At 69.7% G+C, this 26429-nt stretch carries 18 protein-coding genes, 1 pseudogene and 1 riboswitch; of the genes and pseudogenes, 6 read left to right on the top strand and 13 right to left on the bottom strand.

Annotated elements, in window-relative coordinates:
• Positions 1-9 precede the first annotated feature (9 nt).
• Both miaA and D1832_RS06150 read right to left on the bottom strand, forming a co-directional pair.
• Positions 10-990 (bottom strand): tRNA (adenosine(37)-N6)-dimethylallyltransferase MiaA, encoded by a 981-nt coding sequence (gene miaA, locus D1832_RS06155; protein ID WP_241510894.1) that lies wholly within the window; start codon positions 988-990, stop codon positions 10-12.
• Between the two features lie 55 nt (positions 991-1045).
• Positions 1046-2305, bottom strand: a complete 1260-nt coding sequence (locus tag D1832_RS06150) for an MFS transporter (RefSeq protein WP_118913087.1) — start codon at positions 2303-2305, stop codon at positions 1046-1048.
• Between the two features lie 64 nt (positions 2306-2369).
• Here D1832_RS06150 and D1832_RS06145 point away from each other — a divergent pair, with 64 nt between their 5' ends.
• Positions 2370-3278, top strand: a complete 909-nt coding sequence (locus D1832_RS06145) for a LysR family transcriptional regulator (protein ID WP_182434683.1) — start codon at positions 2370-2372, stop codon at positions 3276-3278.
• 29 nt (positions 3279-3307) lie between these two features.
• Here the strand turns inward: D1832_RS06145 and miaB are convergent, their stop codons facing one another.
• The 4 genes from miaB to D1832_RS15305 all read right to left on the bottom strand — a co-directional run bounded on the left by miaB (position 3308) and on the right by D1832_RS15305 (position 7297).
• The gene (gene miaB / locus D1832_RS06140; RefSeq protein ID WP_118913085.1) at positions 3308-4840 is read right to left on the bottom strand and encodes a tRNA (N6-isopentenyl adenosine(37)-C2)-methylthiotransferase MiaB; all 1533 of its coding nucleotides are present in this window, start codon (positions 4838-4840) and stop codon (positions 3308-3310) included.
• A gap of 12 nt (positions 4841-4852) precedes the next feature.
• Positions 4853-5674, bottom strand: a complete 822-nt coding sequence (locus D1832_RS06135; protein WP_118913084.1) for a regulatory protein RecX — start codon at positions 5672-5674, stop codon at positions 4853-4855.
• 52 nt (positions 5675-5726) lie between these two features.
• Positions 5727-6779, bottom strand: coding sequence for a recombinase RecA (recA, locus tag D1832_RS06130; protein WP_369798772.1), 1053 nt, complete (start codon positions 6777-6779; stop codon positions 5727-5729).
• A gap of 284 nt (positions 6780-7063) precedes the next feature.
• Positions 7064-7297, bottom strand: a complete 234-nt coding sequence (locus D1832_RS15305; protein ID WP_182434682.1) for a DUF3046 domain-containing protein — start codon at positions 7295-7297, stop codon at positions 7064-7066.
• A gap of 111 nt (positions 7298-7408) precedes the next feature.
• Between D1832_RS15305 and D1832_RS06120 the strand changes: the two genes are divergently transcribed.
• The 3 genes and pseudogenes from D1832_RS06120 to D1832_RS06110 all read left to right on the top strand — a co-directional run bounded on the left by D1832_RS06120 (position 7409) and on the right by D1832_RS06110 (position 13878).
• A complete protein-coding gene (locus D1832_RS06120) occupies positions 7409-8299 on the top strand; it encodes an SDR family NAD(P)-dependent oxidoreductase (RefSeq protein WP_118913082.1) in 891 nt (296 codons plus the stop codon).
• The gene (locus D1832_RS06115; protein ID WP_241510893.1) at positions 8239-8847 is read left to right on the top strand and encodes a carboxymuconolactone decarboxylase family protein; all 609 of its coding nucleotides are present in this window, start codon (positions 8239-8241) and stop codon (positions 8845-8847) included. The genes D1832_RS06120 and D1832_RS06115 overlap by 61 nt, the downstream gene beginning before the upstream one ends.
• A gap of 82 nt (positions 8848-8929) precedes the next feature.
• Positions 8930-13878 (top strand): annotated as a pseudogene (locus D1832_RS06110) (DEAD/DEAH box helicase).
• A 76-nt stretch (positions 13879-13954) separates the two neighbouring features.
• Here D1832_RS06110 and D1832_RS06105 read toward each other — a convergent pair.
• The 4 genes from D1832_RS06105 to rimO form a co-directional block, all read right to left on the bottom strand.
• On the bottom strand, positions 13955-14248 hold the full coding sequence (locus D1832_RS06105; RefSeq protein ID WP_047311399.1) for a helix-turn-helix domain-containing protein: 294 nt from the start codon (positions 14246-14248) through the stop codon (positions 13955-13957).
• A 90-nt stretch (positions 14249-14338) separates the two neighbouring features.
• On the bottom strand, positions 14339-14842 hold the full coding sequence (locus D1832_RS06100) for a CinA family protein (RefSeq protein WP_241510892.1): 504 nt from the start codon (positions 14840-14842) through the stop codon (positions 14339-14341).
• Complete coding sequence (pgsA, locus tag D1832_RS06095) at positions 14839-15486, bottom strand: CDP-diacylglycerol--glycerol-3-phosphate 3-phosphatidyltransferase (protein WP_118913079.1); 648 nt, start codon at positions 15484-15486, stop codon at positions 14839-14841. The genes D1832_RS06100 and pgsA overlap by 4 nt, the downstream gene beginning before the upstream one ends.
• Before the next feature lie 5 nt (positions 15487-15491).
• Positions 15492-16961: a 30S ribosomal protein S12 methylthiotransferase RimO gene (gene rimO / locus D1832_RS06090; RefSeq protein WP_118913078.1), complete on the bottom strand. Its 1470-nt coding sequence runs from the start codon at positions 16959-16961 to the stop codon at positions 15492-15494.
• A gap of 69 nt (positions 16962-17030) precedes the next feature.
• On the opposite strand from rimO, the gene D1832_RS06085 reads away from it, so the two are divergent.
• Complete coding sequence (locus tag D1832_RS06085) at positions 17031-18665, top strand: MauE/DoxX family redox-associated membrane protein (protein WP_147362632.1); 1635 nt, start codon at positions 17031-17033, stop codon at positions 18663-18665.
• An 88-nt stretch (positions 18666-18753) separates the two neighbouring features.
• Here D1832_RS06085 and D1832_RS06080 read toward each other — a convergent pair whose 3' ends face one another.
• Entirely contained in the window at positions 18754-21489 is a 2736-nt protein-coding gene (locus D1832_RS06080; RefSeq protein ID WP_182434696.1) for an FtsK/SpoIIIE family DNA translocase, read from the bottom strand.
• A gap of 389 nt (positions 21490-21878) precedes the next feature.
• Positions 21879-21991, top strand: a riboswitch (SAM riboswitch).
• Positions 21992-22036: 45 nt separating this feature from the next.
• Here D1832_RS06080 and D1832_RS06075 point away from each other — a divergent pair.
• Positions 22037-23425, top strand: coding sequence for an aminotransferase class V-fold PLP-dependent enzyme (locus D1832_RS06075; RefSeq protein WP_118913075.1), 1389 nt, complete (start codon positions 22037-22039; stop codon positions 23423-23425).
• Between the two features lie 406 nt (positions 23426-23831).
• Here the strand turns inward: D1832_RS06075 and D1832_RS06070 are convergent, their stop codons facing one another.
• Entirely contained in the window at positions 23832-25514 is a 1683-nt protein-coding gene (locus D1832_RS06070) for a ribonuclease J (RefSeq protein WP_047311389.1), read from the bottom strand.
• Positions 25511-26398 (bottom strand): 4-hydroxy-tetrahydrodipicolinate synthase, encoded by an 888-nt coding sequence (gene dapA, locus D1832_RS06065; RefSeq protein ID WP_118913074.1) that lies wholly within the window; start codon positions 26396-26398, stop codon positions 25511-25513. The genes D1832_RS06070 and dapA overlap by 4 nt, the downstream gene beginning before the upstream one ends.
• Positions 26399-26429: the final 31 nt, after the last annotated feature.

The following is a 26429-nucleotide window of genomic DNA, read 5'->3' as shown; positions in this document are numbered from 1 at the left end:
CTCATCGTGTCACACGGCGTCAGACGCAGCCGCGACCCTTCCGTGCCGCGCCGGGCTGTAGCCGTCGACCTCCGCCAGGGCGCGGGCGAGGAGATCGGGTGCGTCGTAGGGCAGCCACACCGGCCGCGGATCCGGGCGGAACCACGCGCGCTGACGGCGGGCGAACTGGCGCGTTGCGATCGCCGTCGCTTCCTTGGCTGCCCGCTCGTCGAGAAGGCCGTCGAGGTGCTCGAGCGCCTGGGAGTAGCCGATGGCCCGACTCGCTGTCCGCCCGTTGCGCATGTCCCGGGCGTCGAGTTCACGCACCTCGTCGAGCAACCCGCGCTCCCACATGAGATCGACACGTCGCTCGATGCGGGTCACGAGTTCCGTCGGGTCGGCCTGGAGGCCGAGCGCGATCGTCGGTTCGAGGAAGGTTTTCGTCGGCGCCGTGGCGCTGAAGGGGCGTCCGGTCAACGCGATCACCTCGAGCGCGCGCACGACCCTGCGCCCGTTGCTCGCAAGGATGTCGGCAGCCGCCACGGGATCCTGCTCGGCCAACTCCCGGTGAAGGGCGCCGGAGCCCTCGTCCTCGAGGCGCCGCTCGAAGCGGGCGCGCACCTGCGGATCTGTCGGCGGGATCTCCAGGACGTCAAGCGCGGCCCGCAGGTAGAGGCCGGAGCCACCCACGACGATCGGAACGTTGCCCCGAGCCAGCACCCCTTGAATGTCGGCCCGAGCCTCGCGCTGGAAGCGCGCGATCGTCGCCTCGTCGAGGATGTCGAGGGTGTCGATCTGGTGGTGCGGGATGCCGCGCCGCTCCCCCACAGGCAGCTTGGCCGTACCGATGTCCATACCGCGGTAGAACTGCGACGCATCCGCGTTGACGATCTCGCCGCCGAGTCGCTCGGCAAGGTCGAGCGAGAGATCGCTCTTGCCGGTTGCCGTCGGGCCGACGACGGCGATGACGCGCGGTCGCACGAGCGCTCGATCGGTACCGGGGGTGTTCACGCGCCTATTCTCCCAAAGCTCGGAGCACGCTTGCACCAGCCGCGCACGGCGGTGCTTACGCCGCGGCGGGAGTCGGCGTCTGGCCCGCGCGACGCCACAGGGTGAGGGCGAGACCGAGCGCCGCGAGGACGGCGGCAAGCACGAGGACGAGCGTCCCGCCCCATCCCAGCGTGGCGAAGGGCCACCCGGCCAGCGCACCGATGACAGACGAGCCCGTGTAGTAACCGAACAGATAGAGCGAGCTCGCCTCGGCGCGATGGCGCGTTGCGAGGGCCGTCACCCACCCGCTGGCGCTCGCGTGGGCGGCGAAGAAGCCACCGGTGAACGCCAGCATGCCGACGAGCAGCGTCGCGAGGTTGTCGAACCAGGTGAGGAGCAGGCCGAGAGCCATCGTCAGGGTCGAGACGACGAGTACCGGCCCGCGACCGTACCGGTCGGCCAAGCGTCCGGCCCAGGCGGACGTGAGCGTGCCCGACAGGTAGAGGCAGAACACGAGGCCGACCACGGCCCGCGGCAGAGTGAACGGCTCGCGCAGGAGGCGGAACCCGAGCACGTTGTAGATCGAGACGAAGCCGCCCATGAGGAGGAAGGCAACAGCCACGAGTGCCATGATGCGCGGGTTGCGCAGGTGACGGGCCAGATTGGCGCTCGACGCGCGAAGACCGATCCGCTTGGGTTCGAAGAATCGGCTCGCGGGGGCGAGCTTCACGAAGAGGGCGGTGAACACCAGCGCGACGACGGCAGCCGCTTCGAGTGCCCACCGCCACGTCGTGACGTCGAGCGCGAACGAGGCCACGATGCGTCCGGCCAACCCACCGATCGTCGTGCCTGCGATGTAGCGGCCCATGGCCGTTCCGAGGGACGCTCCGTCCACCTCCTCGGCGAGGTAGGCCATGGCAACGGCGGGCACACCGGCGAGGGTCAGGCCCTGGAGGGCACGGCCGGCGAGGACGACCTCGAGCGAGGTCGCGAGAGGAATGAGCAGGCCGATGATCGCGGAGAGCAACGCCGAGGCGACCATGACGCGGCTGCGTCCGAAGCGTTCCGAGAGGATGCTGGCCGGAACGATGGCGAAGGCGAGCACACCGGTCGTCGCGCTGACGGCGAGGGCTGCCACGGCCGGGGACGCATCGAACTCACGCGCGAGGTCGGGCAGGACGGCCTGCGCCGAGTACATCGACACGAAGGTCGCCATACCGGCCGCGAAGAGCGCCGTCGTGATGCGGGTATAGCCGGCGTCGCCGCGCACATAGCCACGCGGTGCATCGGGGAGCTGTGCCGCCCCGGGCTGCTCGGTCTCCGCCGTCGCTGTCATGTCCCTCACTCTGCGCCGGGCGACGCACATACGGAAATACGCTCTCAGTGCCACACTGATGCACATGACGCATGAACAGGATCCGGAGGTTCTCTCAGGTCACAGCTGGATCGTGACCCTGGCCGAGGTGGAGAACGTCACCGATGCCGCGGCGATGCTCGGGACGACCCAGCCGACCCTCTCCCGGAGGCTTGCGACGCTCGAATCAGCGCTCGGAGCGTCGTTGTTCGATCGACCGGGGCGGCGGCTGCGTCTCAACGACGCCGGACGCATCTACGTCGACGCGGCCCGCCGCGCGGACTTCACGATGGCCGTCGCCCGCGCGCGCATCGCCGAGATGCACGGAGGCGACGACGAACTGCGCCTCGGCTTCCTCCACAGTTTCGGCCCCTGGCTCGTGCCCCACCTGCTGGGCCACGTGCGTCGGAGTCACCCGCACGCACGCTTCCAACTCGTGCAGGACGCCGCCGAGACGATCTGTCGCCTCGTGCGCGAAGGTGACCTCGACGTCGGGATCGTCTCTCCGAAGCCGCGCGTGGAGGAAGGCCTCCAGTGGCGCTCGCTCATCCAGCAACCGATCGCCCTGGCCGTTCCCGAAGACCACCCGTTGGCCTCACGCGGGGAAGTGACGCTACGCGACGCAGCCGAGGAAACCTTCGTCACCATGCCGGCTCACTACGGCATGCGACGCGTGCTCGACGAGGCCTGCGCCGAGGCCGGATTCCGCCCGCGTCTGGGGACCGAGTGCCAGGAGTTGGGTACGGTGCGCGGGCTCGTCGAAGCGGGGCTGGGCGTAGCCCTGCTCCCCCGCGAACAGCGTCGATCAGGCGCGGACGGTGTGCGCCTCGTGACTCTGTGCGACCCGGCACTCACGCGCGAGATCGGCATCGTGCGCGCCGCCGATCGGGTGCTCCCCGCCGTGGCACGTTCGCTCGCCGACGCGGAAGCGCCCCCACTACCTTTCGGGCAGTAGGGGCGCGTGGCGTGGGATGCGGAGCGGCGTCAGCCGATGCCGCAGGCGGGGGCGCTCGGCGCCGGGGTATCCGGCTTGCCGATCGACGGCATGCCGAGCGCGACGGCGGGCTTGGCCGCGCCGGCCGGCGTTCCCGCTGAGGCCGCATCCTGCAGAGCCTGCCAGGCGTCGCCGCCGCGAGTGCGACGCACGTCGTACGTGCCCCAATCGAGACCGGAGTCCGCGACGAGGTGGTGCGGCGCACCGTAGGTGACCTCGACCGTCACCATGTCGCCCGGGCGAGGGCGCTCGGCTCCCTCGGGAACGGCGAAGTGGACGAGACGGTTGTCGCGGGCACGGCCCGACATGCGGTTGGTCTCGGCGTCCTTGCGGCCCTCGGTCGGGGCGACGAGCACCTCGACCGTGCGACCCTCCTGCTCACGGTTGCCCGCCCAGGAGACGCGCTCCTGGAGCTCGATCAGGCGCTCGAAGCGCTCCTGCACGACTTCCTTGGGGATCTGGCCGTCCATCGTGGCCGCCGGGGTGCCGGGGCGAATGGAGTACTGGAACGTGAACGCGGAGCTGAAGCGCGACTTCTCGACGACGTCGAGCGTGCCCTGGAAGTCCTCCTCCGTCTCGCCGGGGAAGCCGACGATGATGTCGGTAGTGATGGCAGCGTCGGGCATGCGCTCGCGCACCTTGTCGATGATGCCGAGGAACTTCTTGCTGCGGTAGCTGCGACGCATGTCCTTGAGCACCTTGTCACTGCCCGACTGCAGGGGCATGTGCAGGCTCGGCATGACGTTCGGCGTCTCGGCCATGGCCTCGATGACGTCGTCGGTGAAGGCGGCCGGGTGCGGACTCGTGAACCGGACCCGCTCGAGGCCTTCGATCTCACCGCAGGCGCGCAGCAGCTTGCTGAAGGCCTGGCGGTCGCCGAACTCCACGCCGTAGGTGTTGACGTTCTGGCCGAGCAGGGTGATCTCGACGACGCCCTGGTCGACGAGTGCCTTGACCTCGTTGAGGATCTCGCCGGGTCGGCGGTCCTTCTCCTTGCCGCGCAACGCGGGCACGATGCAGAACGTGCAGGTGTTGTTGCAGCCCACCGAGATGGAGACCCAGCCCGAGTAGGCAGAGTCACGGCGCGTCGGCAGCGTCGAGGGGAAGACCTCGAGGGATTCGAGGATCTCGACCTGCGCCTCGGCGTTGTGGCGCGCGCGCTCGAGCAGCACCGGCAGGGAGCCGACGTTGTGCGTTCCGAAGACGACGTCGACCCAGGGGGCGCGGCTGACGATGTCGGAGCGGTCCTTCTGCGCGAGACAGCCACCGACGGCGATCTGCATGCCCGGCGTCTTGTCCTTGACCGGGCGCAGGTGGCCGAGGTTGCCGTACAGCTTGTTCGAGGCGTTCTCACGCACCGCGCACGTGTTGAACACGACGAGGTCGGGGTTCTCCGGGCGCTCGGTGTCGGGCACCGCAGCGAAGTCGGTGTACCCGGCCTGCTCGAGCAGGCCCGAGATGCGCTCGGAGTCGTGGACATTCATCTGGCACCCGTGGGTGCGCACCTCATACGTCTTAGCCATGGCCCATCGATTCTAGTGCGCCTCGTCGGGTGCGGCCGAACCCTGGATTTCCTTGATGACCGACCACACGAGCGACGGCGGATATCCCTTGCGGGCGAGGAGCCCGGCGAGACGCCTCGTCTGCGTCTGTTCGTCGAGGCGCGACATCGTTGTCATCTTCTTGCGCGCGAGTTGGAGGGCGACGGCGCGCTCGGCGTCGTCGTCGACCTGTTCGAGGGCGCCCTCGGCCACCTCGGGGGTGATGCCCTTGCGCTTGAGCTCCTGCGCGAGCGCCTTGCGCGCCAGTCCGCGGGAGGCGACCTGTGAACGCACGAGCATGCCCGCGTAGGCCTCGTCGTCGACGAGCTTCACGTCCTCCATGCGGTCGAGCACGGCTTCCGCCACGTCGTCGTCGACCTCCTTCTCGCGCAGCCTGTCCGCGAGCTGCGCTCGACTCTTCGGGGCGGCCGTGAGCTGACGCAGAACGATCTCGCGAGCAAACCCCAGCGGATCCTTCTCGCGCTCGGCCGCCTCTTCCTCGCGGCGCTTCTGCGCCCGCTTCTCCCGGCGCTCGGCCTTCTCGGCCCACGTGAGCTGCTTCTTCTTACGCCCCTTGCCCTTGGCGCCACGGCCCGACGACCGTGCGCCCTCGCCGAAGGACGAACCCGAGGAGCCTCGCCAGCCGGCCGAAGACGACTGCTCATCATCGCGAGGCTCGAGACCACCCGATGCCGGGCTCGAGCGCTCCTCACCCCAGGTGGTCGATGCGTCGAAGCTCGCCTCGACGACGTCGGAGGGGTCGATGAAGTCGGGCAGCCCCAGAGACTGCCCGACGTCGTCAGGTCGGTGGTTCATGCGCGTGCACGAGTCGGCGCGCGCCGGGTTACCGGTCGCGCGCCGGCGTCGATCAGAAGTCGACCGCAACCTCGGCGTCGATCGGCGCATCCGGGTCGAGAACGCCTGCCGCGTCCTCGGCGTCCGGGTCGACGAGGATGCCCAGCTTCCGCTTGATCTTCAGCTCGAGCTCGTCGGTGAGCTGCGGGTTGTCCTTGAGGAAGTTGCGGGCGTTCTCCTTGCCCTGACCGAGCTGGTCTCCTTCGTACGTGTACCAAGCACCGGACTTGCGCACGAAGCCCTGCTCGACACCCATGTCGATGAGACCACCCTCACGGGAGATGCCCTGGCCGTAGAGGATGTCGAACTCGGCCTGCTTGAACGGCGGAGCGACCTTGTTCTTGACGATCTTGGCGCGGGTGCGGTTACCCACGGGCTCCGAACCGTCCTTGAGCGTTTCGATGCGGCGCACGTCGATGCGAACCGAGGCGTAGAACTTGAGCGCCTTACCACCGGTGGTCGTCTCCGGGGAGCCGAACATGACACCGATCTTCTCGCGCAGCTGGTTGATGAAGATCGCCGTCGTGCCGGTGGAGTTGAGCGCACCCGTGATCTTGCGCAGTGCCTGGGACATGAGGCGCGCCTGCAGACCGACGTGGCTGTCGCCCATCTCGCCCTCGATCTCGGCGCGGGGCACGAGTGCGGCGACCGAGTCGATGACGATGATGTCGAGCGAACCGGAGCGGATGAGCATGTCGGCGATCTCGAGCGCCTGCTCACCGGTGTCGGGCTGGCTGACGAGGAGCGAGTCGGTGTCGACGCCCAGCTTGCGGGCGTACTCCGGGTCGAGCGCGTGCTCGGCGTCGATGAAGGCGGCGATGCCGCCGGACTTCTGGGCGTTGGCCACGGCGTGCAGCGCGACGGTCGTCTTACCGGACGATTCCGGGCCGTAGATCTCCACGACACGACCACGCGGAAGACCGCCGATACCGAGCGCGACGTCGAGCGCGATCGAGCTGGTCGGGATGACCTCGATGGGCGGGCGCACGTCCTCACCGAGGCGCATGATCGAGCCCTTGCCGTGAGCCTTCTCGATCTGAGCCATCACGGTGTCGAGCGACTTCATCTTGTCGCCGCCTGGGGAAGTGGTGGGAGCCTGGGACTTGGCCATGGCGTTCTCCTTCGTCGAATCGTGGATGAGCGCGCCTACAGACGATCGAGCCCTCGGTCCACGTGCGGGTGACCTGGTGTCGAATCAGACGCTAGAGGCGAACACCGACAACCCCGCAATGACAGCCCACGCACGTTGTGGACGGGGGTTCCCCGGCGTCGCATCTGTGGATGACGATACACGAAAGTTAGAACACGCGTTCGATCACGTGTAGCGTGGCGTGGCGGGAGGCGTCCCGGCTACTCGAAGGGGCGCTCGACGATGGGGAGATCCTCACCCAGACGGCGCGACTCCGGCACCTCGAAGGCGTCGCACACGGCCTCCCACACGCGGCGCGCGGGTACCCCCTCGGCGAGCGCCTCGTTCGCGGTGCGCCCGCCGAGGTCGGTGAGCACGTGGCTCGAGGCGACCATCGGGCCGTAGGCATCACCGAACTCGCCGAGCATCAGACGATTGAACTCACTCTCACGCACTCCCCCAGACTCTCCCGCCCGCACTCGGTTCGCCAAACGAGCGCCTTGCCCGACGGCCGACCTCCCCGACTCCGCGGACGCGCCACGTCCCTGCGTGCCAGGGTGGAGAACATGCTGGAACGTACGCCCGCCCATGTCCGCCCCGGAACCCGAGTGCTCGTCACCGGCGCTGCACGTGGCATCGGAGCCGCGCTGGCCACGCAACTCGCCTCCCACGGCGCACGTGTCGCCTTCACCGGTATCGAGCCCGACGCGCTCGAAGCGGCTGCTTCGGCCGCCGACAGCCCTTCCTACGCACTCGATGTCAGCGACCGTGACGCCGTCGACGAGGTCGTCGATCGCGTCGCAGCCGACTTCGGCGGCCTCGACGTCGTCGTCGCGAACGCCGGCATCGCACGGCAACTGCCGATGACGGGCGGCGACCCGAGTGTCATGGAGCGCATGCTCGAGGTCAACACCCTCGGCGCGTACTACACGGCCCGCGCGGCCGCGCGACACGTGGCGCACCCCGGCGGCTACCTCCTCATGACGTCCTCGCTCGCGGCGGCGGTGCACCTACCGTTGCTCGGTGCGTACTCGGCGTCGAAGGCGGCCGTCGAGGCGGTCGGCGACACGCTGCGCATCGAACTGCGCCCCGACGGAGCCCGCGTCGGCGTCGCCTATTTCGCCGAACTCGACACAGAGATGACCTCCCGCGGGTTCGACACGGGAGCAGCGCACGCCCTGCTCGGGTCCCGGGGCACGTTGAGTGGCCTCGGCTCCCTGCCCCAGGCCGTCGACCGCATCGAACGCGGCATCGCCCGCCGTTCTCGCACCGTCTGCGCCCCGGCGTGGGTGCGCCCTGTCGTCCCGCTGCGTCATTTGGCCCAGCGTGCCGTCGAGTTGCGGGGCTTTTCCAACCTGCGCGAAGCCCTCGAGGTGGCCCGCAGCGAGGACGCCCCGTGGACGACTCCGCAGCCCGACGGCAGGCCGAGCGCACGTCACGGGGAGCACGCACGATGACGGCGCGCATCGCACCCGGCGGCCGTCGCGAGATCGGAGCCGTCGCCTGGCTGGGCTCGCGGATCGCGGGTTGGGTCACAGGAACCGAGCCACCGGCCTTCATCACGACGCTCGGGCGGGGACGGCGGCAGTTCTGGGGGTGGCTCGCGTTCGCCGGTTCACTCATGCCCTTCGGCACGCTGACGCGGCGCGAGAGCGAGTCGGTCATCCTGCGCGTCGCGGCCGTCACTGGGTGCGCCTACGAGAGCGCCCACCACCGTCACCTCGGCGAGCGCGCGGGCTTGAGCGCGGCCCAGGTCGACGACGCCAACGACACGGGCGACCTCAGCCCGGCGCTGTGGAGCGAGCGGGAACTCACCGTGCTCGCAGCCGCGGACGAGTTGGCCCGCACGGGTGACCTCACCGACGCGACCTGGCAGCGAGTGCGCGGTCAGCTCAGTGAGCGCGAGGCCATCGAACTCGTCCAGCTCACCAACCACTACGTCATGCTCGCCGCGACGCTGCGTGTGCTGCGCGTCGAACCGGATGCGCCCCGACGCACGGCGTGATTGAGAGCCCACCGACGCCGGTGACGCTTCGGGTAAACACCGAGACGACGGTGTTGTCGGCGGCTCGTGGGAGGCTTCCGTCATGAGCAGTTCCGTCGTCGAGCGCTTCTCCCCTGCCACGCGTGAGTGGTTCACGGGAACGTTCGGTGAGCCCACTCCCGCGCAGGAGGGCGCGTGGGAATCCATCAGTGAAGGTCGGCACACGCTGGTCGTCGCCCCGACCGGTTCGGGTAAGACCCTCAGTGCGTTCCTCTGGGCGCTCGATCGGCTCGCGAGCACGCCGCGCCCCGACGACGTCGACCGTCGCTGCCGAGTGCTCTACGTCTCGCCGATGAAGGCCCTCGCCGTCGACGTGGAGCGCAACCTGCGCTCACCGCTCGTCGGCATCAGGCACGCCAGCACGCGCCTCGGCCTCGAGGAGCCGAATCTCGGCGTCGCCGTCCGCTCGGGCGACACGACGCCGGCGGAGCGCCGCGCGTTCTCGTCGCGCTCGGCGGACGTTCTCATCACGACGCCGGAATCGTTGTTCCTCCTCCTCACGAGTAGCGCCCGCGAGCGCCTGCGGGGCGTCGAGTACGTCATCGTCGACGAGATCCACGCCGTCGCCGGCACGAAACGCGGAGCGCACCTCGCCGTGACGCTCGAGCGGCTCGATGCGTTGCTCGACTCTCCGGCGCAGCGCATCGGGTTGTCGGCGACGGTCAGCCCGGTGAGTGAGGTGGAGCGCTTCCTCGCCGGGGGACGCCCGGTCACGACGGTGCAGCCGCCCAGCACGAAGAACTGGGAGCTCGACGTCGTGGTGCCCGTGGAGGACATGGCCGACCTCGCGACGACGCCCAGACCGGACGACGAGGCCTCGTACGACGATCACGCGCCCGAAGCGACGGCCTCGATCTGGCCACACGTGGAGGAGCGCATCGTCGACCTCGTGGCCTCGCACACCTCGACACTGGTGTTCGCCAACTCGCGGCGCCTCGCCGAACGCCTCACGGCGCGACTCAACGAGATCTGGAGCGAACGCCTCGAGGCGGCCGAGGCCGAGCGTGCCACGAGCGCAGGGGAATCCGAGGACCCCGGCGAGCCCGCAGACGCGCACGAGCCGGAAGCCGACGTTGATTCCGGGGGGTTCATGCACGGCTACGACGCCCGGGCGAGCAAGCCGGCCGCCCAACTCATCGGTGGTGCGGGCACGAGCCGAGGCGCTCCCGCCGTCCTGGCCCGCGCGCACCACGGCTCCGTGAGCAAGGACGTGCGCGCCGACATCGAGACCGAACTCAAGGCAGGGCGCCTGCCGGCCGTCGTCGCCACGAGTTCGCTGGAACTCGGCATCGACATGGGCGCCATCGACCTCGTCGTCCAGGTGGAGTCGCCGCCGAGCGTGGCGAGCGGCCTGCAGCGCATCGGACGCGCGGGCCACCAGGTGGGTGCGACGAGCCACGGTGTGCTCTTCCCGAAGTACCGTGGCGACCTCCTCTCGGCAGCTGTCGTCGTCGAGCGCATGCGCTCGGGTGAGATCGAACCTCTGCGGGTGCCGAGCAACCCCCTCGACGTCCTCGCCCAGCAGGTCGTCGCCATGGTGGCGATGGACGACGTCCCCCGCGCCGATCTGCTCGCGCTCATGCAGCGCAGCGCGCCGTTCGCCTCGCTCACCTCCGGGGTGCTCGACTCCGTCCTCGACATGCTGTCCGGCCTCTACCCGAGCGACTCGTTCCGCGAGCTGCGCGCACGCATCGTGTGGGATCGCACCGACGACATCCTGCGCTCACGCCCGGGCGCCCAACGTCTCGCGGTCACGTCCGGCGGCACGATTCCCGACCGTGGGCTGTACGGAGTCTTCCTCGCGGGCGGTGACGGCCCCGGCCGTCGCGTCGGTGAGCTCGACGAGGAGATGGTCTACGAGAGCCGTGTCGGCGACGTCTTCACGCTCGGCACGAGCACGTGGCGCATCGAGGACATCACGCGCGACCAGGTGCTCGTGACGCCGGCTCCGGGCCAGGCAGCGCGCTTGCCGTTCTGGAAGGGCGACTCCTTGGGTCGTCCACTCGAACTGGGGCGGGCCATCGGAGCGTTCGCCCGCGAACTCGGCGACCTCGACGACGCCGCAGCCACCGCCCGGGCTCGCGCCGTCGGTCTCGACGACCTCGCTTCCCGCAACCTCGTCACGTACCTGCGTGAGCAGCAGGAGTCGACCGGACGCCTCCCCAGCGACCGCACCATCGTCGTCGAGCGCTTCCGCGACGAGATGGGCGACTGGCGGGTCGTCGTCCACTCCCCCTTCGGCGCAGCCGTCCACGCGCCCTGGGCCCTCGTCGTGGGCGCGCGGATGCGCGAACGCTTCGGCGCCGACGTCCAGGCCATGCACACCGATGACGGTCTCGTCTTCCGGCTGCTCGACACCGAGGGCGACGACGACACCCTCACGGCGGCCTTGCTCGAAGCGATCGTGCTCGACCCCGACGAGATCACCGCCCGCGTCACCGACGAGGTGGGCGGCACCGCGCTGTTCGCCTCCCGCTTCCGGGAGTGCGCCGCCCGGGCGCTTCTGCTCCCGCGTCAGAACCCGGGACGCCGCCAGGCGCTGTGGCAGCAACGCCAGCGGGCCGCCCAGCTCCTCGAGGTGGCGAGCGACTATCCGAGCTTTCCCATCGTGCTCGAGGCCGTGCGCGAGGTCCTCCAGGACGTCTACGACGTGCCGGGCCTCGTCGAGCTCATGCGCTCGGTGGAGCGCCGCGCCATCCAGGTGGTGCACACCGAGACGACGTCACCCAGTCCGTACGCCAAGGCCATGCTGTTCAGCTACGTGGCCCAGTTCCTCTACGAGGGCGACTCGCCGCTCGCCGAACGCCGCGCCGCCGCTCTGTCCCTCGACCCGGAGTTGCTCGCCGACCTGCTCGGCTCGGCCGGTGGCCTGTCGATCGCGGAACTGCTCGACCCCGACGTCGTCCGTCGCCACGAACGCCGACTGCAACTGCTCGATCCGAGCCGCCGGATGCGTCACGCGGAAGACCTCGCGGACGCATTGCGCACCCTCGGCCCGTTGACGCTCGACGAGATCGTTGCGCGCTCGGGGCGTCACGACTCCGATGACGATGATTCCGGGAGCCGGGACACCGGGGAACCTGATGCCTCACCGGACAGCGTTGCCGCCCCGAATCTGAGTTCCGACGAGTGCCGTGCCTGGTGGAACGCCCTCGTCGGTGAGCGCCGCGCCATAGAGGTTCGGTGGGGCTCTCGGACGAGGCTCGCAGCCGTCGAGGACGCAGCTCGCTTGCGCGACGCACTCGGAGTCGCCCTGCCGCCCGGCGTCCCACAGGCCTTCCTCGAGCCCGGCGACACGCCCCTCGACGATCTGCTCACGCGGTACGCCGCGTGCCACGCACCGTTCACGGCGCAGCAGGCGGCCGAGGCCTTCGCCCTCGGGGTGTCCGTCGTTCGAAACGCCCTCACGCGCCTCACACGAGCCGGACGCCTCACGCATGGCGCCCTGCTACCCGACGCGCTGGGCGGCGGCGACGTCTCCGGGGAATACTGCGACAACGCCGTCCTGCGTTCCCTGCGTCGACTGTCCCTCGCGGCTCTTCGCGCCGAGATCGAACCGGTGTCCGCCACGCAGTACGCCCGGTTCCTGCCCCGCTGGCAGCAGGTTGGCGACACGTTGCGCGGTGCCGACGGCGTGCTGGCCGCGCTCGAACCCCTGCTCGGTGTGCCCATGCCGGCGTCCGCGATCGAGAGCCTCGTCCTGCCGGCGCGGGTTCGCGGCTACCGGCCCGCCGACCTCGACGAACTGCTCGCCTCGGGTGAACTGCTCTGGCAGGGCCACGGCAGTATCTCGGCCGACGACGGATGGATCAGTTTCCACACGCCCGACTCGGCACCTTTGACGCTTCGGTCGGGCGCCGGCGACGCACCGGCCGGCGATTCAGTCGATGCTCACGCTCCTGCGCCGCGCGCCCACGACGAGACCACCGATCACACCGAAGCGCACACCACCGACACTGACACCACCACGAGCCACGAGACCGCTGTCGCTGCGCAGCGCGTCACGTCGCGCTCGGTGCGCGACGTCCTCGCCCGCGGCGGAAGTCACCTGTTCCGTGACATCGCGGGAGCTCTCGGATCACACGATGACACCGCCGTCGCGACAGCCCTCTGGCAACTCGTGTGGGAGGGCGCCGCGAGCGGTGACACCTTCGCGCCGGTGCGGGCCCTGCTCAGCGGCGGCGCCAGTGCCCACAAGCCGCGGGTTCCGAGTAACCGCGGTTCTCGGTACGCGCGCCTGCGTGGCCCGTCGCTCTCCACCCGCTCGCGACCGACCGCCGCCGGTCTCGCGACGGTCGTGGACCGGCGCACGGCGCGGGCCGGTGGCGGCTCCTGCCGGAGGCCCACGACGACCTCACCGAGCGCACGTTCATGGCTGCTGAACTCCTGCTCGTCCGACACGGGGTCGTCACGCGCGGCGCCGTCGTGGACGAAGAAGTACCCGGCGGGTTCTCCGCCGTCTACCGGGTGCTCGCCGGCGCCGAGGAGCGTGGCCTCGTGCGCCGCGGCTACTTCGTCGAGGGCCTGGGGGCGTCCCAGTTCGGGGCCGCCGTCGCCGTCGACTCGCTGCGTGCCACACGAGCGCCCGAGCCCGATCCGTGGGGTCGACGCCAACCGGAGATCCTCGTGCTCGCTGCCTGCGATCCCGCCAACCCGTTCGGCGCGGCCCTGCCGTGGCCGGCCGCCCAGGATGCTCACGCCGGGCATCGTCCTGGCCGTAAGGCGGGTGCCCTCGTCGCCATCGCCGACGGCGAGCTCGTCACCTATCTCGAACGTGGCGGTCGAACCGCCCTCACGTGGCCGGCTGACGACGCCGCCTGGGCACCCGTAGCCCGCGCCCTCGCCGACCTCGTGACGCGTGGTGCGCTCTCGTCGCTCACCGTGCGTACGGTCAATGGCATCACCGCCCTCGGCAACGAGGCTCCCCTCGTCGCGGCGCTGCTGGAGGCGGGCTTCCATTCCTCACCCCAGGGCATCCGCAAACGCCGCTGACGTTCCGCGGTCCGAGCATGACGAAGGCCCGCCAGCCGCTCGAAGCGGGTGACGGGCCTCGTCCTGGCGTGATGCGTCAGGCGGCGCGGGCCACCGCGTCACGCTGCGGGTGCAGCACGACGGGGGCGCTGGCCTTCTCCGCTGCCTGAACGCTCGCGGCGACGAGCGACAGCGTCTCGGACATGGGCAGCTCGAGAGCCTCGCAAACCGCAGCGAGCAGCTCCGAGGAGGCTTCCTTCTCGCCGCGCTCGATCTCGCTGAGGTATCCGAGCGAGATGCGGGCCGTCTTCGAAACCTCGCGCAGGGTGCGCCCCTGTGCGCGGCGCTGCTGGCGCAGCACGTCACCGAGCTGTTCGCGAAGCAAGATCATGCTTTCCTCCTGGCGACGGCGCATCGGTGCGCGCGATTGGCGATGTCAGGTTCCAACATAGCGCTGAGGGGTGACAACCCCAACGGGTGTTCACCGCGTGTGGTCGAGCGCCATCTGCCAGGCCGCCCAGGCGGCTGCCCGACGGATCTCGGCGCGATCCCCCACGAACTGAAACCTGTCGACATGGCAACGCCCTCGCTCACCCGAAGATTCCCCGGAGAACGCCACGGCGACGTAACAGGTTCCGACGTCCTGGCCGTCCTGGATGGCGGGTCCTGCGACGCCAGTGGTGGCCACGGCGAGGTCTGCCGCGAAGAGGCGTACGGCACCGTGAGCCATCTCGAGAGCGACGTCGGCGTCGACAGCACCGCGCTCACGCAGCAGGTCGGCATCGACGCCGAGCACCGCGGCCTTGGTGGGCGTCGCGTAGGTCGCGGCTCCCCCGCGCAGCACGGCGCTGGCGCCGGGAACGTCGGCGATACCCGCGCTCACGAGGCCGGCGGTGAGGGACTCGGCCGTGGCGATCGTCAGGCCACGATCACGCAGCTGCTCGACGAGACGCGTCGCGAGATCGGCCGAGTCGTTCTCGGTCACGGTGCGCCGGTCCTGCTCGCCCATGACTGCGTCGAGCGCGCCCGCGCCGTCCGGGCGCTCTCACGTCGCAGCTTGGCGGCGCGGAAGAAGTAGTCGATGCCTGTCGCGACGGTGACGACGATGGCGGCCGCCATGACGACCCATGCCCCGATGTGGCCCCAGTCCGGAAGCGGCAGGACGAAGAGCCCGGCGGCGAGCGCCTGCAGGGCCGTCTTCAGCTTGCCGCCGTGACTCGCGGGCATCACGCCGTGACGGATGACGACGAAGCGCAGCGCGGTGATGGCGAGCTCGCGGGCGAGCACGACGATCGTGGCCCACCACGGCAGCACGTCGATGATCGACAGCCCGATGAAGGCCATGCCCATGAGCGCCTTGTCGGCGATCGGGTCCATGAGCTTGCCGAACTCGGTCTCGAGGCCGCGGGATCGGGCGATCTGGCCGTCGATGCGGTCGGTGATCGAGGCGACGACGAACAGGACGAACGCGATGATGCGGTAGGTGGTGTCCTCACCGCCGTCGGCGAGCAGGAACCAGGCGAAGAACGGTACGAGGGCAATACGGCCCATCGTGAGAACGTTCGCGAGGTTCCAGGTGCTGACGGGCTTGCGCGCCCCGGTGGGCGTCTCGGTCTCGTGATCGCTCATCCGCTTCACCGCACCTCGGCGACGAGGTCGATGCCTTCGGTGGCGACGACCTCGACGCTCACCATGTCGCCGATGGCGAGGGGGCGCCCGTCGCTCGTCTCGACGTAGGTGACGCCGTCGACGTCGGGGCCCTGCTGTCCGGCGCGGCCGACGAAACGCAGTTCGCCGTCCTCGTCCTCCTCCGCCTCGATGAGGACGTCGAGGCGTTCTCCGACGCGCTCCTCGGCTCGCTGGAGGTTGAGTTCCTCGGTGAGCGTACGGAAGTGCTCGAGGCGGGCTTCGATCTCGTCCGTGGGTACCTTGTCCGCGTAGCTCTCGGCCTCGGTGCCGTCCTCGTCGGAGTAACCGAAGACACCGACGACGTCGAGACGCGCGGCGACGAGGAACTGCTCGAGTTCCTCGAGATCCTTCTCGGTCTCGCCGGGGAAGCCGACGATGACGTTCGAGCGGATGCCGGCGTTCGGCGTGCGGTGGCGCACGTCGTCGAGGAGCGTGAGGAACGACTCGCGGTCACCGAAGCGGCGCATCGTGCGCAGGAGCGGCCCGGAGGCGTGCTGGAAGGAGATGTCGTAGTACGGCGCGACGCCGGGCGTGTTCGCCATGACGTCGAGCAGGTCGGGGCGGATCTCCGCAGGCTGCAGGTACGACACACGCACACGCTCGATGCCGTCGATGGCGGTGAGTTCGGGAAGCATGGTGTCGAGCAGACGCAGGTCGCCGAGGTCCTTGCCGTACGACGTCGAGTTCTCCGAGACGAGGAAGACCTCCTTGACGTCGTGCTCCGCGAGCCAACGCGCTTCGGCGAGAACGTCGGAGGGACGGCGGGACAGGAACGCGCCGCGGAAGGCCGGGATGGCGCAGAACGCGCACCGTCGGTCGCAACCGCTAGCGATTTTGAGCGGGGCCCACGGGCGTCCGTCAAGACGAGCCCGAATGACGCGCGGCGTACTCACCGGCGAAGCGACTTCCACGTCGGAGGGCTCGAGCGTCGGAGCGTCGCCGTGGCCAGGCAGCGCGAGGCCGGAGGCTCCCTCCTGACGCTTGGCCGGCGAGATCGGCAGTAACTTACGACGGTCCCCTGGCGTGTGGGCCTCCGGCTTGTGGCCGTTGAGCACGGCAGTGAGGTGGGAGCTCATGTCGGAGTAGGAGTCGAAGCCGAGCACGGCGTCCGCCTCGGGAAGCTGCTCCGCGAGTTGGTTGCCGTAACGCTCGGCGAGGCAGCCGACGGCGACGACGGCCTGCGTGCGGCCCGAATCCTTGAGGTCGCTCGCCTCGAGGAGAGCGTCGATGGAGTCCTTCTTCGCCTGCTCGACGAAGCCACACGTGTTCACGACGGCGACGTCGGCCTGAGCGGCGTCGTCGACGAGGGTCCAGCCCTCGGCCGAGAGGCGACCGGCCAGTTCCTCGGAGTCGACCTCGTTGCGCGCGCACCCGAGGGTGACGACGGCGACGCTTCGTGAGGGGGCGGAAGTCATGGCACCGAGTGTAGTGGCGCACCGTCACCGCGCCCGACGACGCGCGGGGTGCCACCTATGCTGAGCGCTGTGTATGACGCGCCACTGACCACTGCTCCGTTGCTCCTGTCGCTCGTACTCGCAGCCTCGGGGGTGGCCAAGCTCGTGGACCGCGAGACGGTCGGTGAAGCGTTTGTCAGCCTGCGTCTTCCCGGCGTGCTGACTCGGCTGAAGGCACCCACGCTGCTGCCGTTCGCGGAACTAATGCTCGCGTTGGCACTTCTCGTGACGTCAGGAGCGCTCGCCGTCGTCGTCGCCCTCGTCGCGCTCGCGGTGTTCGTCGCGTACCTCGTCGTCATCGTGCGCGCTCTGGGCTTCGACGAGCCGGTGACCTGCTCGTGCTTCGGCAAGCTGGGTCTCGGGACGGTCGACCGTTTCACCGCCGTGCGCAACGCGGTGCTCGTCGCCCTGGCGCTCGTCACGCTCTACGACGCGACACGCGGGCGCAGCGTCGTGGCGCGGTGCGCCGACTTCGACGGCGAGGCCTGGGCCTGGCTCCTCGCCGTGCTCGTCGGCATCGTGCTCACGTGGCTCATCGCGGGGCACCGCGGCGGGCAGGAAGCATCTGCGCCCAGCGACGCGGGCGACGACTATGTGCGTCAACCCATCCCCTACGCCGTGCTGCGCACCCGCGAGGACGCCGGCGTCACCCTGCGCGAGATGGCCTACAGCAGCCCTGTCCTCCTGCTCCTCGTCTCGCCGCACTGCGGTTCGTGCCTCCCCGTGATCGAGCGGGCCCGTACGTGGCAGCACAAGCACGAGAACCTGCGCACCGTCATCGTGCTGAGCGGCGATCCGGACGAACCCACCGGACTGCAGGACGAAGGCGACTTCGACGTGATGTTCGACCCGTCCTTCGAGATCGGCCGCCTGTTCGCAGGCGGCAACCCGACCGCCGTCCTGCTGGGCGCCGACGGAATGCTCGCCGGCGGTGCGGTGAGCGGCAAGGGCAACGTCCTGGGGCTCCTCGACGAGATCAGCGAAGAACTGTCGGCCGTCGAACAGCCTGCGGCCGATGACGACGCGGCCGCTGAGAACGCTCCCGGCGCGTCTGTGACGCAGACGTCCCTCGAGACGCCGCCAGCCCGCGCGACACCGGCTCCCGTGGTCCAGTCATCCCCCGCTCCCGCCGTCGACGACGCTGCCGACCTCCCGGTGACCGACACCGAAGTGGCCGAGACCCAAGACGTCGTCGAAGACGACGAGTACGTCACGCGCCCGACGCCCTACGCGCTGTTCACCGACGGCACCGGCACGAAGGTCTCGCTCATGGACATCGGCCGGGCCGGGCCGACCGTGTTGCTCTACGTCAGCACCGGATGCGGGTCGTGCAAGGAGGTACTGAACTCCGTCGCCACGTGGCAGGCCTCGCTGCGCGGCGTTCCCATCTTCTGCATCGTCGGCCACGAGACCGAGGTCGAGGGGCTGGCGCCGTACGGCATCGAACCGAACCGCGCGCTCATCGACGAGCCGCGCGCCGTCGCGACGATGATGCGCCTCGGCACGCCATCGCTGTTCGCCATCGGTCCCGACGAGCACCTCCTCGCCGGCCCGGTGAGCGGCCAGGTCGACATCACGGCAACGATGGAGGCGATCATCGGCGAGGTCAGAGCCGTCCGTTCCGAGGACGCCGGTGACGACCAAGCTGACAACAAGCCCGTCTGAGGCGGGACACGCCACGCCCCGCGAAGCAGACAGAACGACGGCGCGCACCTCTCGGGTGCGGCGCCGTCGTCGTTGTCTCAGTTCTCCGTCAGCGGCCGTTCTGCGTCAGTTCCCAGGCGTCCTCGGAGCCGTCGCCGCCGTCGTGCCCGTCGTAGTACTGCTCCCCCTGGGCGGGGATCGCGTCCTGTGACTGGGCCACAAGGTCGACGGGGCCGTCGCCAGCACCGTCCGGCTCCGGCACGTCCTCGCCCTTGAGGAGGGCCAGCGTCGTCGGCAGATCCTCGGGTTTGACGAGGACGTCGCGCGCCTTCGACCCCTCGGACGGGCCGACGATGGCTCGCGATTCGAGCAGATCCATGAGGCGACCGGCCTTGGCGAAGCCGACGCGCAGCTTGCGCTGCAGCATCGAGGTCGAACCGAACTGCGTCGTGATGACGAGCTCGGCCGCCTGCAGCAACACGTCGAGGTCGTCACCGATGTCCTCGTCGATCTCCTTCTTGGGCGCCGTCTGCTGAACGTCCTCGCGGTAGTTGGGCGCGAGCTGAGCCTTGACGTGCGCGACGACGCCGTGGATCTCCGACTCGTTGACCCACGCGCCCTGCACACGCATCGGCTTGCTCGCGCCCATCGGCAGGAAGAGCGCGTCACCCTGACCGAGGAGCTTCTCGGCGCCGGGCTGGTCGAGCACGACGCGGCTGTCGGCGAGCGACGACGTCGCGAACGCCAGACGCGACGGCACGTTGGCCTTGATGATGCCGGTGACGACATCGACCGACGGGCGCTGCGTCGCGAGGATGAGGTGGATACCGGCGGCACGCGCGAGCTGCGTGATGCGCTGGATCGAGGCCTCGACGTCACGCGGCGCGACGAGCATGAGGTCCGCCAACTCGTCGACGACGACGAGGAGGTACGGGTACGGCGCGAGCTTGCGCTTGCTGTCCGGCGGGAGGGTCACCTTGCCCGCACGCACGGCCTTGTTGAACTCGTCGATGTGCTTGTAGCCGAACGCGGCGAGGTCGTCGTAGCGCGCGTCCATCTCGCGCACGACCCACTCGAGAGCCTCGGCGGCCTTCTTCGGGTTCGTGATGATCGGCGTGATGAGGTGCGGGATGCCCTCGTACGCCGTCAGCTCGACGCGCTTGGGGTCGACGAGCACCATGCGCACCTCTTCGGGCGTGGCCCGCATGAGGAGTGAGGTGATCATCGAGTTGACGAAGCTCGACTTACCGGCACCGGTGGCACCGGCGACGAGCATGTGCGGCATCTTCGCGAGGTTGGCCACGACGTAGCCACCCTCGACGTCCTTACCGACACCCATGACCATCGGGTGGTGATTGTTGCGGGCCGCCTGGCTGCGCAGCACGTCACCGAGGCTGACAAGTTCCTTGTCGGCGTTCGGGATCTCGATACCGATGGCCTTCTTGCCCGGGATGGGCGACAGGATGCGCACGTCGGCGCTGGCCACGGCGTAGGCGATGTTCTTGCTCAGACCCGTGACGCGGTCGACCTTGACGCCGGGGCCGAGCTCGACCTCGTAACGCGTGACCGTCGGGCCGCGGGTGAAACCGGAGACGACGGCGTCGATGCCGAACTGGTCGAGCACCTCGGTGAGCGCGTCGACGACGCGGTCGTTCGCGGCCGAACGCTCCTTGGGCGGCGTGCCCTCCTCGAGGAGGGTCGACTCGGGCAGCGTGTACGTGATGTCGCCGGCGAGGGCGAGCTGCTCGACGCGCTGTGGGAGCTGCTCCGTCGGCTGAGCCTCGACCTGACGTTGAGGCACCTCGGCGGCCGGGCGCTGCGCCGTCTCCTGGCGGGCTGCGGCGGCCTTGGGCGATTCGCCCGGACGCTGCTTGGAGCCACCGGCCGTCTCGACGGCGGCGGTGTCGGCCTCGTCCGTGGTGGCCGGGCGTGACGTGGTCGCACGCGAGCCGCGGGCCCGAGCCAGAGCTGCCGCGCCGGCCGACGTGGCGCGCTCGCCCTCGTCGGCGGAGCCGTCCGCCGGGTCGCCGCCTTCGATCGTGTCGATGTCGTAGATCTGCTGCTCGCCGCGCTGACGACCGAGGGTCTTGCGCGAGCCACGCCCGCGACCGCGCGGACCGCGGCCGACGACCTCTGCTGCCTGCTCGTACGGCTCGTCGCCGTGGTGCACGTCGGCGGCGCGGCGGGGTGCTCCGCCGCGCGCACGGTTGCCGATGTCGGCGCCGTGCAGGTCGTCGGCGACGGCGTCGCGCTGGGCGTAGTCGCGCTCCTCGGTCGGAGCGTGACCGCCGAAGATCGTGGCCTCAACCTCACGCAGACGCTGAGGGATGCGGTTGACCGGCGTGCGCGTCAGCACGAGGAAACCGAAGAACGACACGAGGCCGAGGATGACGCCGGCGCCCCAGAGCGTCAGGCCTGCGGCCAGCGGGCCACCGGAGATGACGCCGAGCACTCCGCCGGCGTCACGCACGGCGTCGACGTCACCCGCGGCCGGGCGTCCGCCGACGAGGTGAGCGATACCGGTGGAGCCGAGGGCGAGGATGCCGAGACCGATCGACATGCGGTGGGTGGGCTGGTGGCCGCGCGGGTGGCGGAACATGTGCAGACCCATGCCGATGAACACGACAGGCAGGACGTAGGCGATGACGCCGAACGTTCCCGCGGCGACGGCGTGGACGATGTCACCGAACATGCCGGGCAGGTTCCACCACTCGCGCGCCGCGACAACGATGCCGAGGGCGAGGAGGAAGAAGCCGATGCCGTCGCGACGGTGCTCCGGCTCGAGTTCGGCGGCGCTGGCGCCGACACGACGCACGGCGCCTCCGGCGACGTGGGAAACCCCCATCCAGGCGCCACGAGCGGCACGGCTGGAGGCCGACGGGCCCTGCTGAGCCGAGCTCGAACCGCGCCCCTTGCCGGGCGCGCTCTTGGAGGGCGCCTGCTTGCGGGGCGCGTTCTTCGCCGGGGTGGTGCGGGCGCGCGAGGAGGTGGTGCTCCGACTGTTCGGGGCACTCTTCTTCGCTACGAGAACGCTGTCGTTCGGGGGTGTTTTCCGTGTCGCCACCCGGCCAGATTACGGGAGAAGGCGCGCAGTTCTTCGGCCCCACGCCGGGGACCTCGCGACGATCTGGCGGCCCCGAGGGGCGGCGTGAACAGCGAGTCGCATCTCACCATCCGGGCGACCTCGGGCACATTCGTGGACGGTTCGAGGAGTCGCGTGTCACGGTGTTGCCCGGTCACGAGTTCCAGCGCACAGCCCCGGCTTGCTGGACGGCAACCCTCCACCGCGGTGGGGTGCTCCGGGTGACGACCTGGCTGCGTGCGACCGCACGCAGCAAGTGCGGGTTCGCGACGCCTCTCGTCGGGCGGACCCCTGACGAAGGAGTCTCCTTATGAGTTCTGTCCTTTCGACGCTCGCTGCGACCCGTCAGCCGAAGTCGTTGCCCGCTTCCCTCTCTGCTGTTCGGGCGAGCGCCCGGGCCACCCCTGCAACCGTCTCGGACGGCGTCGGTGTGCCGACCTTGCACCACACGGTTGTCGAGTTCGCGAACCTCGATCACGGTGCCACTGCTCCGGCCCTCGTGGGCGTTGCCGAGGCTGCGGAGCGCATCCTGCGCACCTACGGCTCGGTTCATCGCGGGGCGGGGTACGCCTCGCGTCTGACGACCAGCTGGTTCGAGGAGGCGCGTTCGGAGGTGGCGCACTTCGTCGGTCTCGGCAAGGACAGCCACGTCGTCTTCACGCGCAACACCACGGATGCGCTGGCTCTGCTCGCCCACGTCCTGCCCGACAACGCTCAGGTCTTCGTCTTCGAATCCGCGCACCACGCGGCGCTCCTCCCCTGGCCCGCCGAGCGCACGACGCGACTGTCGGTGCCGTCCTCCCCCGAGGCTGCGATCGCCACCGTCGACGCCGCGCTCTCCCGCTTCCGCGCGACGTCGGATGCGCCCGCGCTCGTCGTCATCACGGGCGCGTGCAACGTGACCGGGGAGATCTGGCCGATCGGTGAACTGGCCGCCGTCGCGCGCTCCCACGGGGCACGGTCGGTCGTCGATGCGGCGCAGCTGGCTCCGCACCGCGTCATCGACGTCGCCGCGTGGGGCGTCGACTACGTCGCGTTCTCGGGTCACAAGATGTATGCCCCGTACGGCGCCGGCGTTCTCGCGGGTCGCGCAGACTGGCTTGATGCAGCCGATCCGTACCTTCCGGCCGGCGGTGCGAGCAAGCGGGTGACGACGGACGACGTCGTGTGGTCCGAGGGCCCGGCACGGCACGAGGGCGGCACGCCGAACGCCGTCGGCGCTATCGCTCTCGCGGCGGCCGCGGCGAAGCTGCGCGCTCACCGTCACGCGATCGAGAACCACGAGCACCGCGTTCACGGCATCATCCGCGACGGTTTGAGCGCGCTGCCGGGTGTGCAGATTCTTCACGTGCTCGGCTCCGACGAGGAGCCTGTCGACGGTGTCGGCGTCACGACGTTCACGGTCGACGGGTACGATCCGACGCTCGTGGCTCAGGTGCTCGCGGACGAGCACGGCATTGCGGTGCGCGACGGCCGCTTCTGTGCGCATCTGCTGTGTGACGAGCGGCTCGGCAAGGGCGCTACGGCGGTGCGCGCCTCCATCGGCCTCGCGACGACGGTGGAGCATGCGCACCGTCTCGTCGCAGCGGTGCGTGCGCTCGTGGAGCGCGGGCCGGCGTTCGAGTACATGCACACGCCGGGCATCGGCTGGGCACCGGTGGGTGACGAGCGGGATCTGAGCGAGCCCCGCCCCTGGTGACGGACGGCTCGGGCCGCCGGTTCTGGGGACCGGCGGCCCGAGTCATTCGCAATGGCCTTGCCCGGAGGATGCCCGGAAGGAGTGCCGAGAAGGGCACCAGTACGCCCGGTTGCCCGGGCCCGCGTCCGACCGTCAAGTGACTACCCAGACGCCGCCATGGCTTGGCGGGCGGAAATTGCGCCGACCACGGGCCGGTGACAGCCATACGAAAGCCGCCCACTCCGAGAAGCGGACGGCCGTGTGTTGCACCGAGACAGGCCCGCCAGGGCCTGGCCGGAAGACGCGCCAAACAATGCAGCGGTGTGGTTTCACGCGCCGGGGAGGCCGAGCTTGCGAGGTCCATCCCTGCGCGTGAAACCACACCGCGACCGATTGTTCTGAACGCTCCGCCGGCGCGAAGCGCCGGCTACGCGTTCAGAACAATCGGAATGATCATCGGCCGACGGCGCAGCTTGCCTCCGACGAACCCGCCGACGGTGCGGCGGATGACCTGCTGGAGCTGGTGGGTGTCGGTGATGCCCTTGCCGCGGGCGTCGGCGAGGGCCTGCTCGATCTTGGGGCGGATGCGTTCGAAGACCTCGTCGCCTTCGGCGAATCCGCGGGTGCGGATGTCGGGGCCGGCGACGATCTCTCCGGTGGAGGCGTTGCGCACGACGGTGATGGTGATGAAGCCTTCGTCGCGCAGGACGCGGCGGTCCTTGAGCATGTCTTCGTCGGTGGTGCCGACGAGGGAGCCGTCGACGTAGACGTAACCGACGGGCACGGCGCCGGTGATGGCGGCCTTGCCGTCGACGAGGTCGACGACGACGCCGTTCTCGGCGAGGAGCACCTGCTCGGCGGGCACTCCGGTGGCTGCGGCGAGCTTGCCGTTGGCCACGAGGTGGCGCCATTCGCCGTGGATCGGCATGACGTTCTTCGGCTTGACGATGTTGTAGCAGTAGAGCAACTCGCCGGCGGAGGCGTGACCGGAGACGTGCACCATGGCGTTGCCCTTGTGCACGACGTTGGCGCCGAGGCGCATGAGGCCGTTGATGAGGCCGTAGACGGCGTTCTCGTTGCCGGGGATGAGCGAGCTGGCCATGAGGATGGTGTCGCCGGGGCCGACGTCGATGCGGTGGTCGCGGTTGGCCATGCGGGCGAGGGCGGCCATGGGCTCACCCTGGGAGCCGGTGCAGATGAGAACGACCTTGTCGTCCTCGAGCTGGTCGAGCTTCTTGACGTCGACGAGCACGTTGTCGGGCACCTTGAGGTAGCCGAGGTCGGCGGCGATCGTCATGTTGCGCACCATGGAGCGGCCGACCATGGCGACCTTGCGGCCGTACAGTTCGGCGGCGTCGAGCACCTGCTGGACGCGGTGCACGTGTGAGGAGAAGCAGGCCACGATGATGCGGCGCTCGGCGCGCTCGAAGACGCGCTCGATGGCGGGTGTGATGTCCTTCTCCGGCGTGGTGAAGCCGGGCACCTCGGCGTTCGTCGAGTCCGTGAGGAACAGGTCGACGCCCTCCTCACCGAGGCGGGCGAAGGCGCGCAGGTCGGTGATGCGCCCGTCGAGCGGCAGCTGGTCCATCTTGAAGTCGCCGGTGCCGAGGATCGTTCCGCCGCCGGTGCGCACGAAGACGGCCAGGGCGTCGGGGATGGAGTGGTTGACGGCGACGAACTCGCAGTCGAACGGGCCGATCTGCTCGCGCTGACCTTCCTTGACCGCCATCGTGTACGGGCGGATGCGGTGCTCCTTGAGCTTCGCCTCGATGAGCGCGAGGGTCAGCGTCGAGCCGATGAGCGGGATGTCGCTCTTCATGCGCAGCAGGTACGGCACGGCGCCGATGTGGTCCTCGTGGCCGTGCGTGAGCACGATGGCCTCGATGTCGTCGAGGCGATCCTTGATGTACTCGAAGTCCGGGAGGATGAGGTCGACGCCGGGATGGTCCTCGGGGAAGAGCACGCCGCAGTCGATGATGAGCAGTCGACCCTCGTACTCGACGACGGTCATGTTGCGCCCTACCTCGCCGAGGCCTCCGAGGGCGACGACGCGGACGCCGTTCTTGGCCAGGGCGGGCGGTGCGCTCAGTTCGAGTGCGGTGTCGTTCACGAAAGTCCCGATTCGCTCAGGCCTTCGCGCAGGCGCGCACGCATGTCGTCCGTGGCGGGCAGCAGCGGAAGGCGGATGAAGTCACTGTCGATGACACCCTTGTCGGCCATGGCGGCCTTGGCCATGATGGCGCCCTGCGAGGTGTTCATCAGGGCGTCGATGGCCGGGATGAGCCGGGTGTGCAGCTCACGGGCGCGTGTCATGTCGCCGGCGTCCACGGCGTCGATCATGGCGCGGAACTCGTTACCGGCGACGTGTCCGACGACGGAGACGAGACCGACGGCGCCGAGGCTGAGCCAGATGAGGTTGGAGACGTCGTCACCGGAGTACCAGAGCAGGTCGGTCTCGTTCATGAGCTTGGTCGCCTCGAAGAAGTCGCCCTTGGCGTCCTTCACGGCGAGCATCTGGTCGATCTTGGCCAGTTCACGGATCGTGTCGCTCGCGAGCGGCGTGGCGGTGCGGCTCGGAATGTCGTACGCCATCGCGGGCAGATCGGTGGCACCGACAACGGCCTTGAAGTGTTCGACGATGCCGGCCTGCGTCGGCTTGTTGTAGTACGGAGTCACGACGAGCACGGCGTCGGCGCCGACGGCCGCGAGCGCCTTGGCCGCGCGCACCGAGTGTGCGGTGTCGTTCGTTCCGACGCCTGCGGTGACGGCGCAGCGGTCGCCGACGGCGTCGACGACGGCGCGGACGGTCTCGACGTTCTCCTCGTCCGTGGTCGTCGCGGACTCACCGGTGGTGCCGTTGACGACGAGGCCGTCGTGTCCGTTGTCGACGAGGTGGTTCGCGAGGCGAGCCACACCCTCGTAGTCGATGGAGCCGTCAGGTTTCATCGGTGTGACCATGGCCGTGACCATGCGTCCGAAAGGTGTCGTCGTCATGCGCCCCAGGCTAATGCACGGCCTCCGGCTG

Source organism: Dermacoccus abyssi, assembly GCF_003515945.1.
GTDB lineage: Bacteria > Actinomycetota > Actinomycetes > Actinomycetales > Dermatophilaceae > Dermacoccus > Dermacoccus abyssi.
This window is presented reverse-complemented; position numbering and strand designations above follow the sequence as displayed.

Excerpts from the sequence above, each read along its gene's own strand:
- D1832_RS06135 (WP_118913084.1), bottom strand. The coding sequence starts at position 5,674 with ATGAACCACCGACCTGACGACGTCGGGCAGTCTCTGGGGCTGCCCGAC.
- recA (WP_369798772.1), bottom strand. The coding sequence starts at position 6,779 with ATGAAGTCGCTCGACACCGTGATGGCTCAGATCGAGAAGGCTCACGGC.
- D1832_RS06075 (WP_118913075.1), top strand. The coding sequence starts at position 22,037 with ATGAGTTCTGTCCTTTCGACGCTCGCTGCGACCCGTCAGCCGAAGTCG.
- rimO (WP_118913078.1), bottom strand. The coding sequence starts at position 16,961 with ATGACTTCCGCCCCCTCACGAAGCGTCGCCGTCGTCACCCTCGGGTGC.
- D1832_RS06150 (WP_118913087.1), bottom strand. The coding sequence starts at position 2,305 with ATGACAGCGACGGCGGAGACCGAGCAGCCCGGGGCGGCACAGCTCCCC.
- pgsA (WP_118913079.1), bottom strand. The coding sequence starts at position 15,486 with ATGAGCGATCACGAGACCGAGACGCCCACCGGGGCGCGCAAGCCCGTC.
- D1832_RS06080 (WP_182434696.1), bottom strand. The coding sequence starts at position 21,489 with ATGGGGGTTTCCCACGTCGCCGGAGGCGCCGTGCGTCGTGTCGGCGCC.
- miaB (WP_118913085.1), bottom strand. The coding sequence starts at position 4,840 with ATGGCTAAGACGTATGAGGTGCGCACCCACGGGTGCCAGATGAATGTC.
- D1832_RS06120 (WP_118913082.1), top strand. The coding sequence starts at position 7,409 with ATGCTGGAACGTACGCCCGCCCATGTCCGCCCCGGAACCCGAGTGCTC.
- dapA (WP_118913074.1), bottom strand. The coding sequence starts at position 26,398 with ATGACGACGACACCTTTCGGACGCATGGTCACGGCCATGGTCACACCG.
- D1832_RS06105 (WP_047311399.1), bottom strand. The coding sequence starts at position 14,248 with ATGATCTTGCTTCGCGAACAGCTCGGTGACGTGCTGCGCCAGCAGCGC.
- D1832_RS06145 (WP_182434683.1), top strand. The coding sequence starts at position 2,370 with ATGACGCATGAACAGGATCCGGAGGTTCTCTCAGGTCACAGCTGGATC.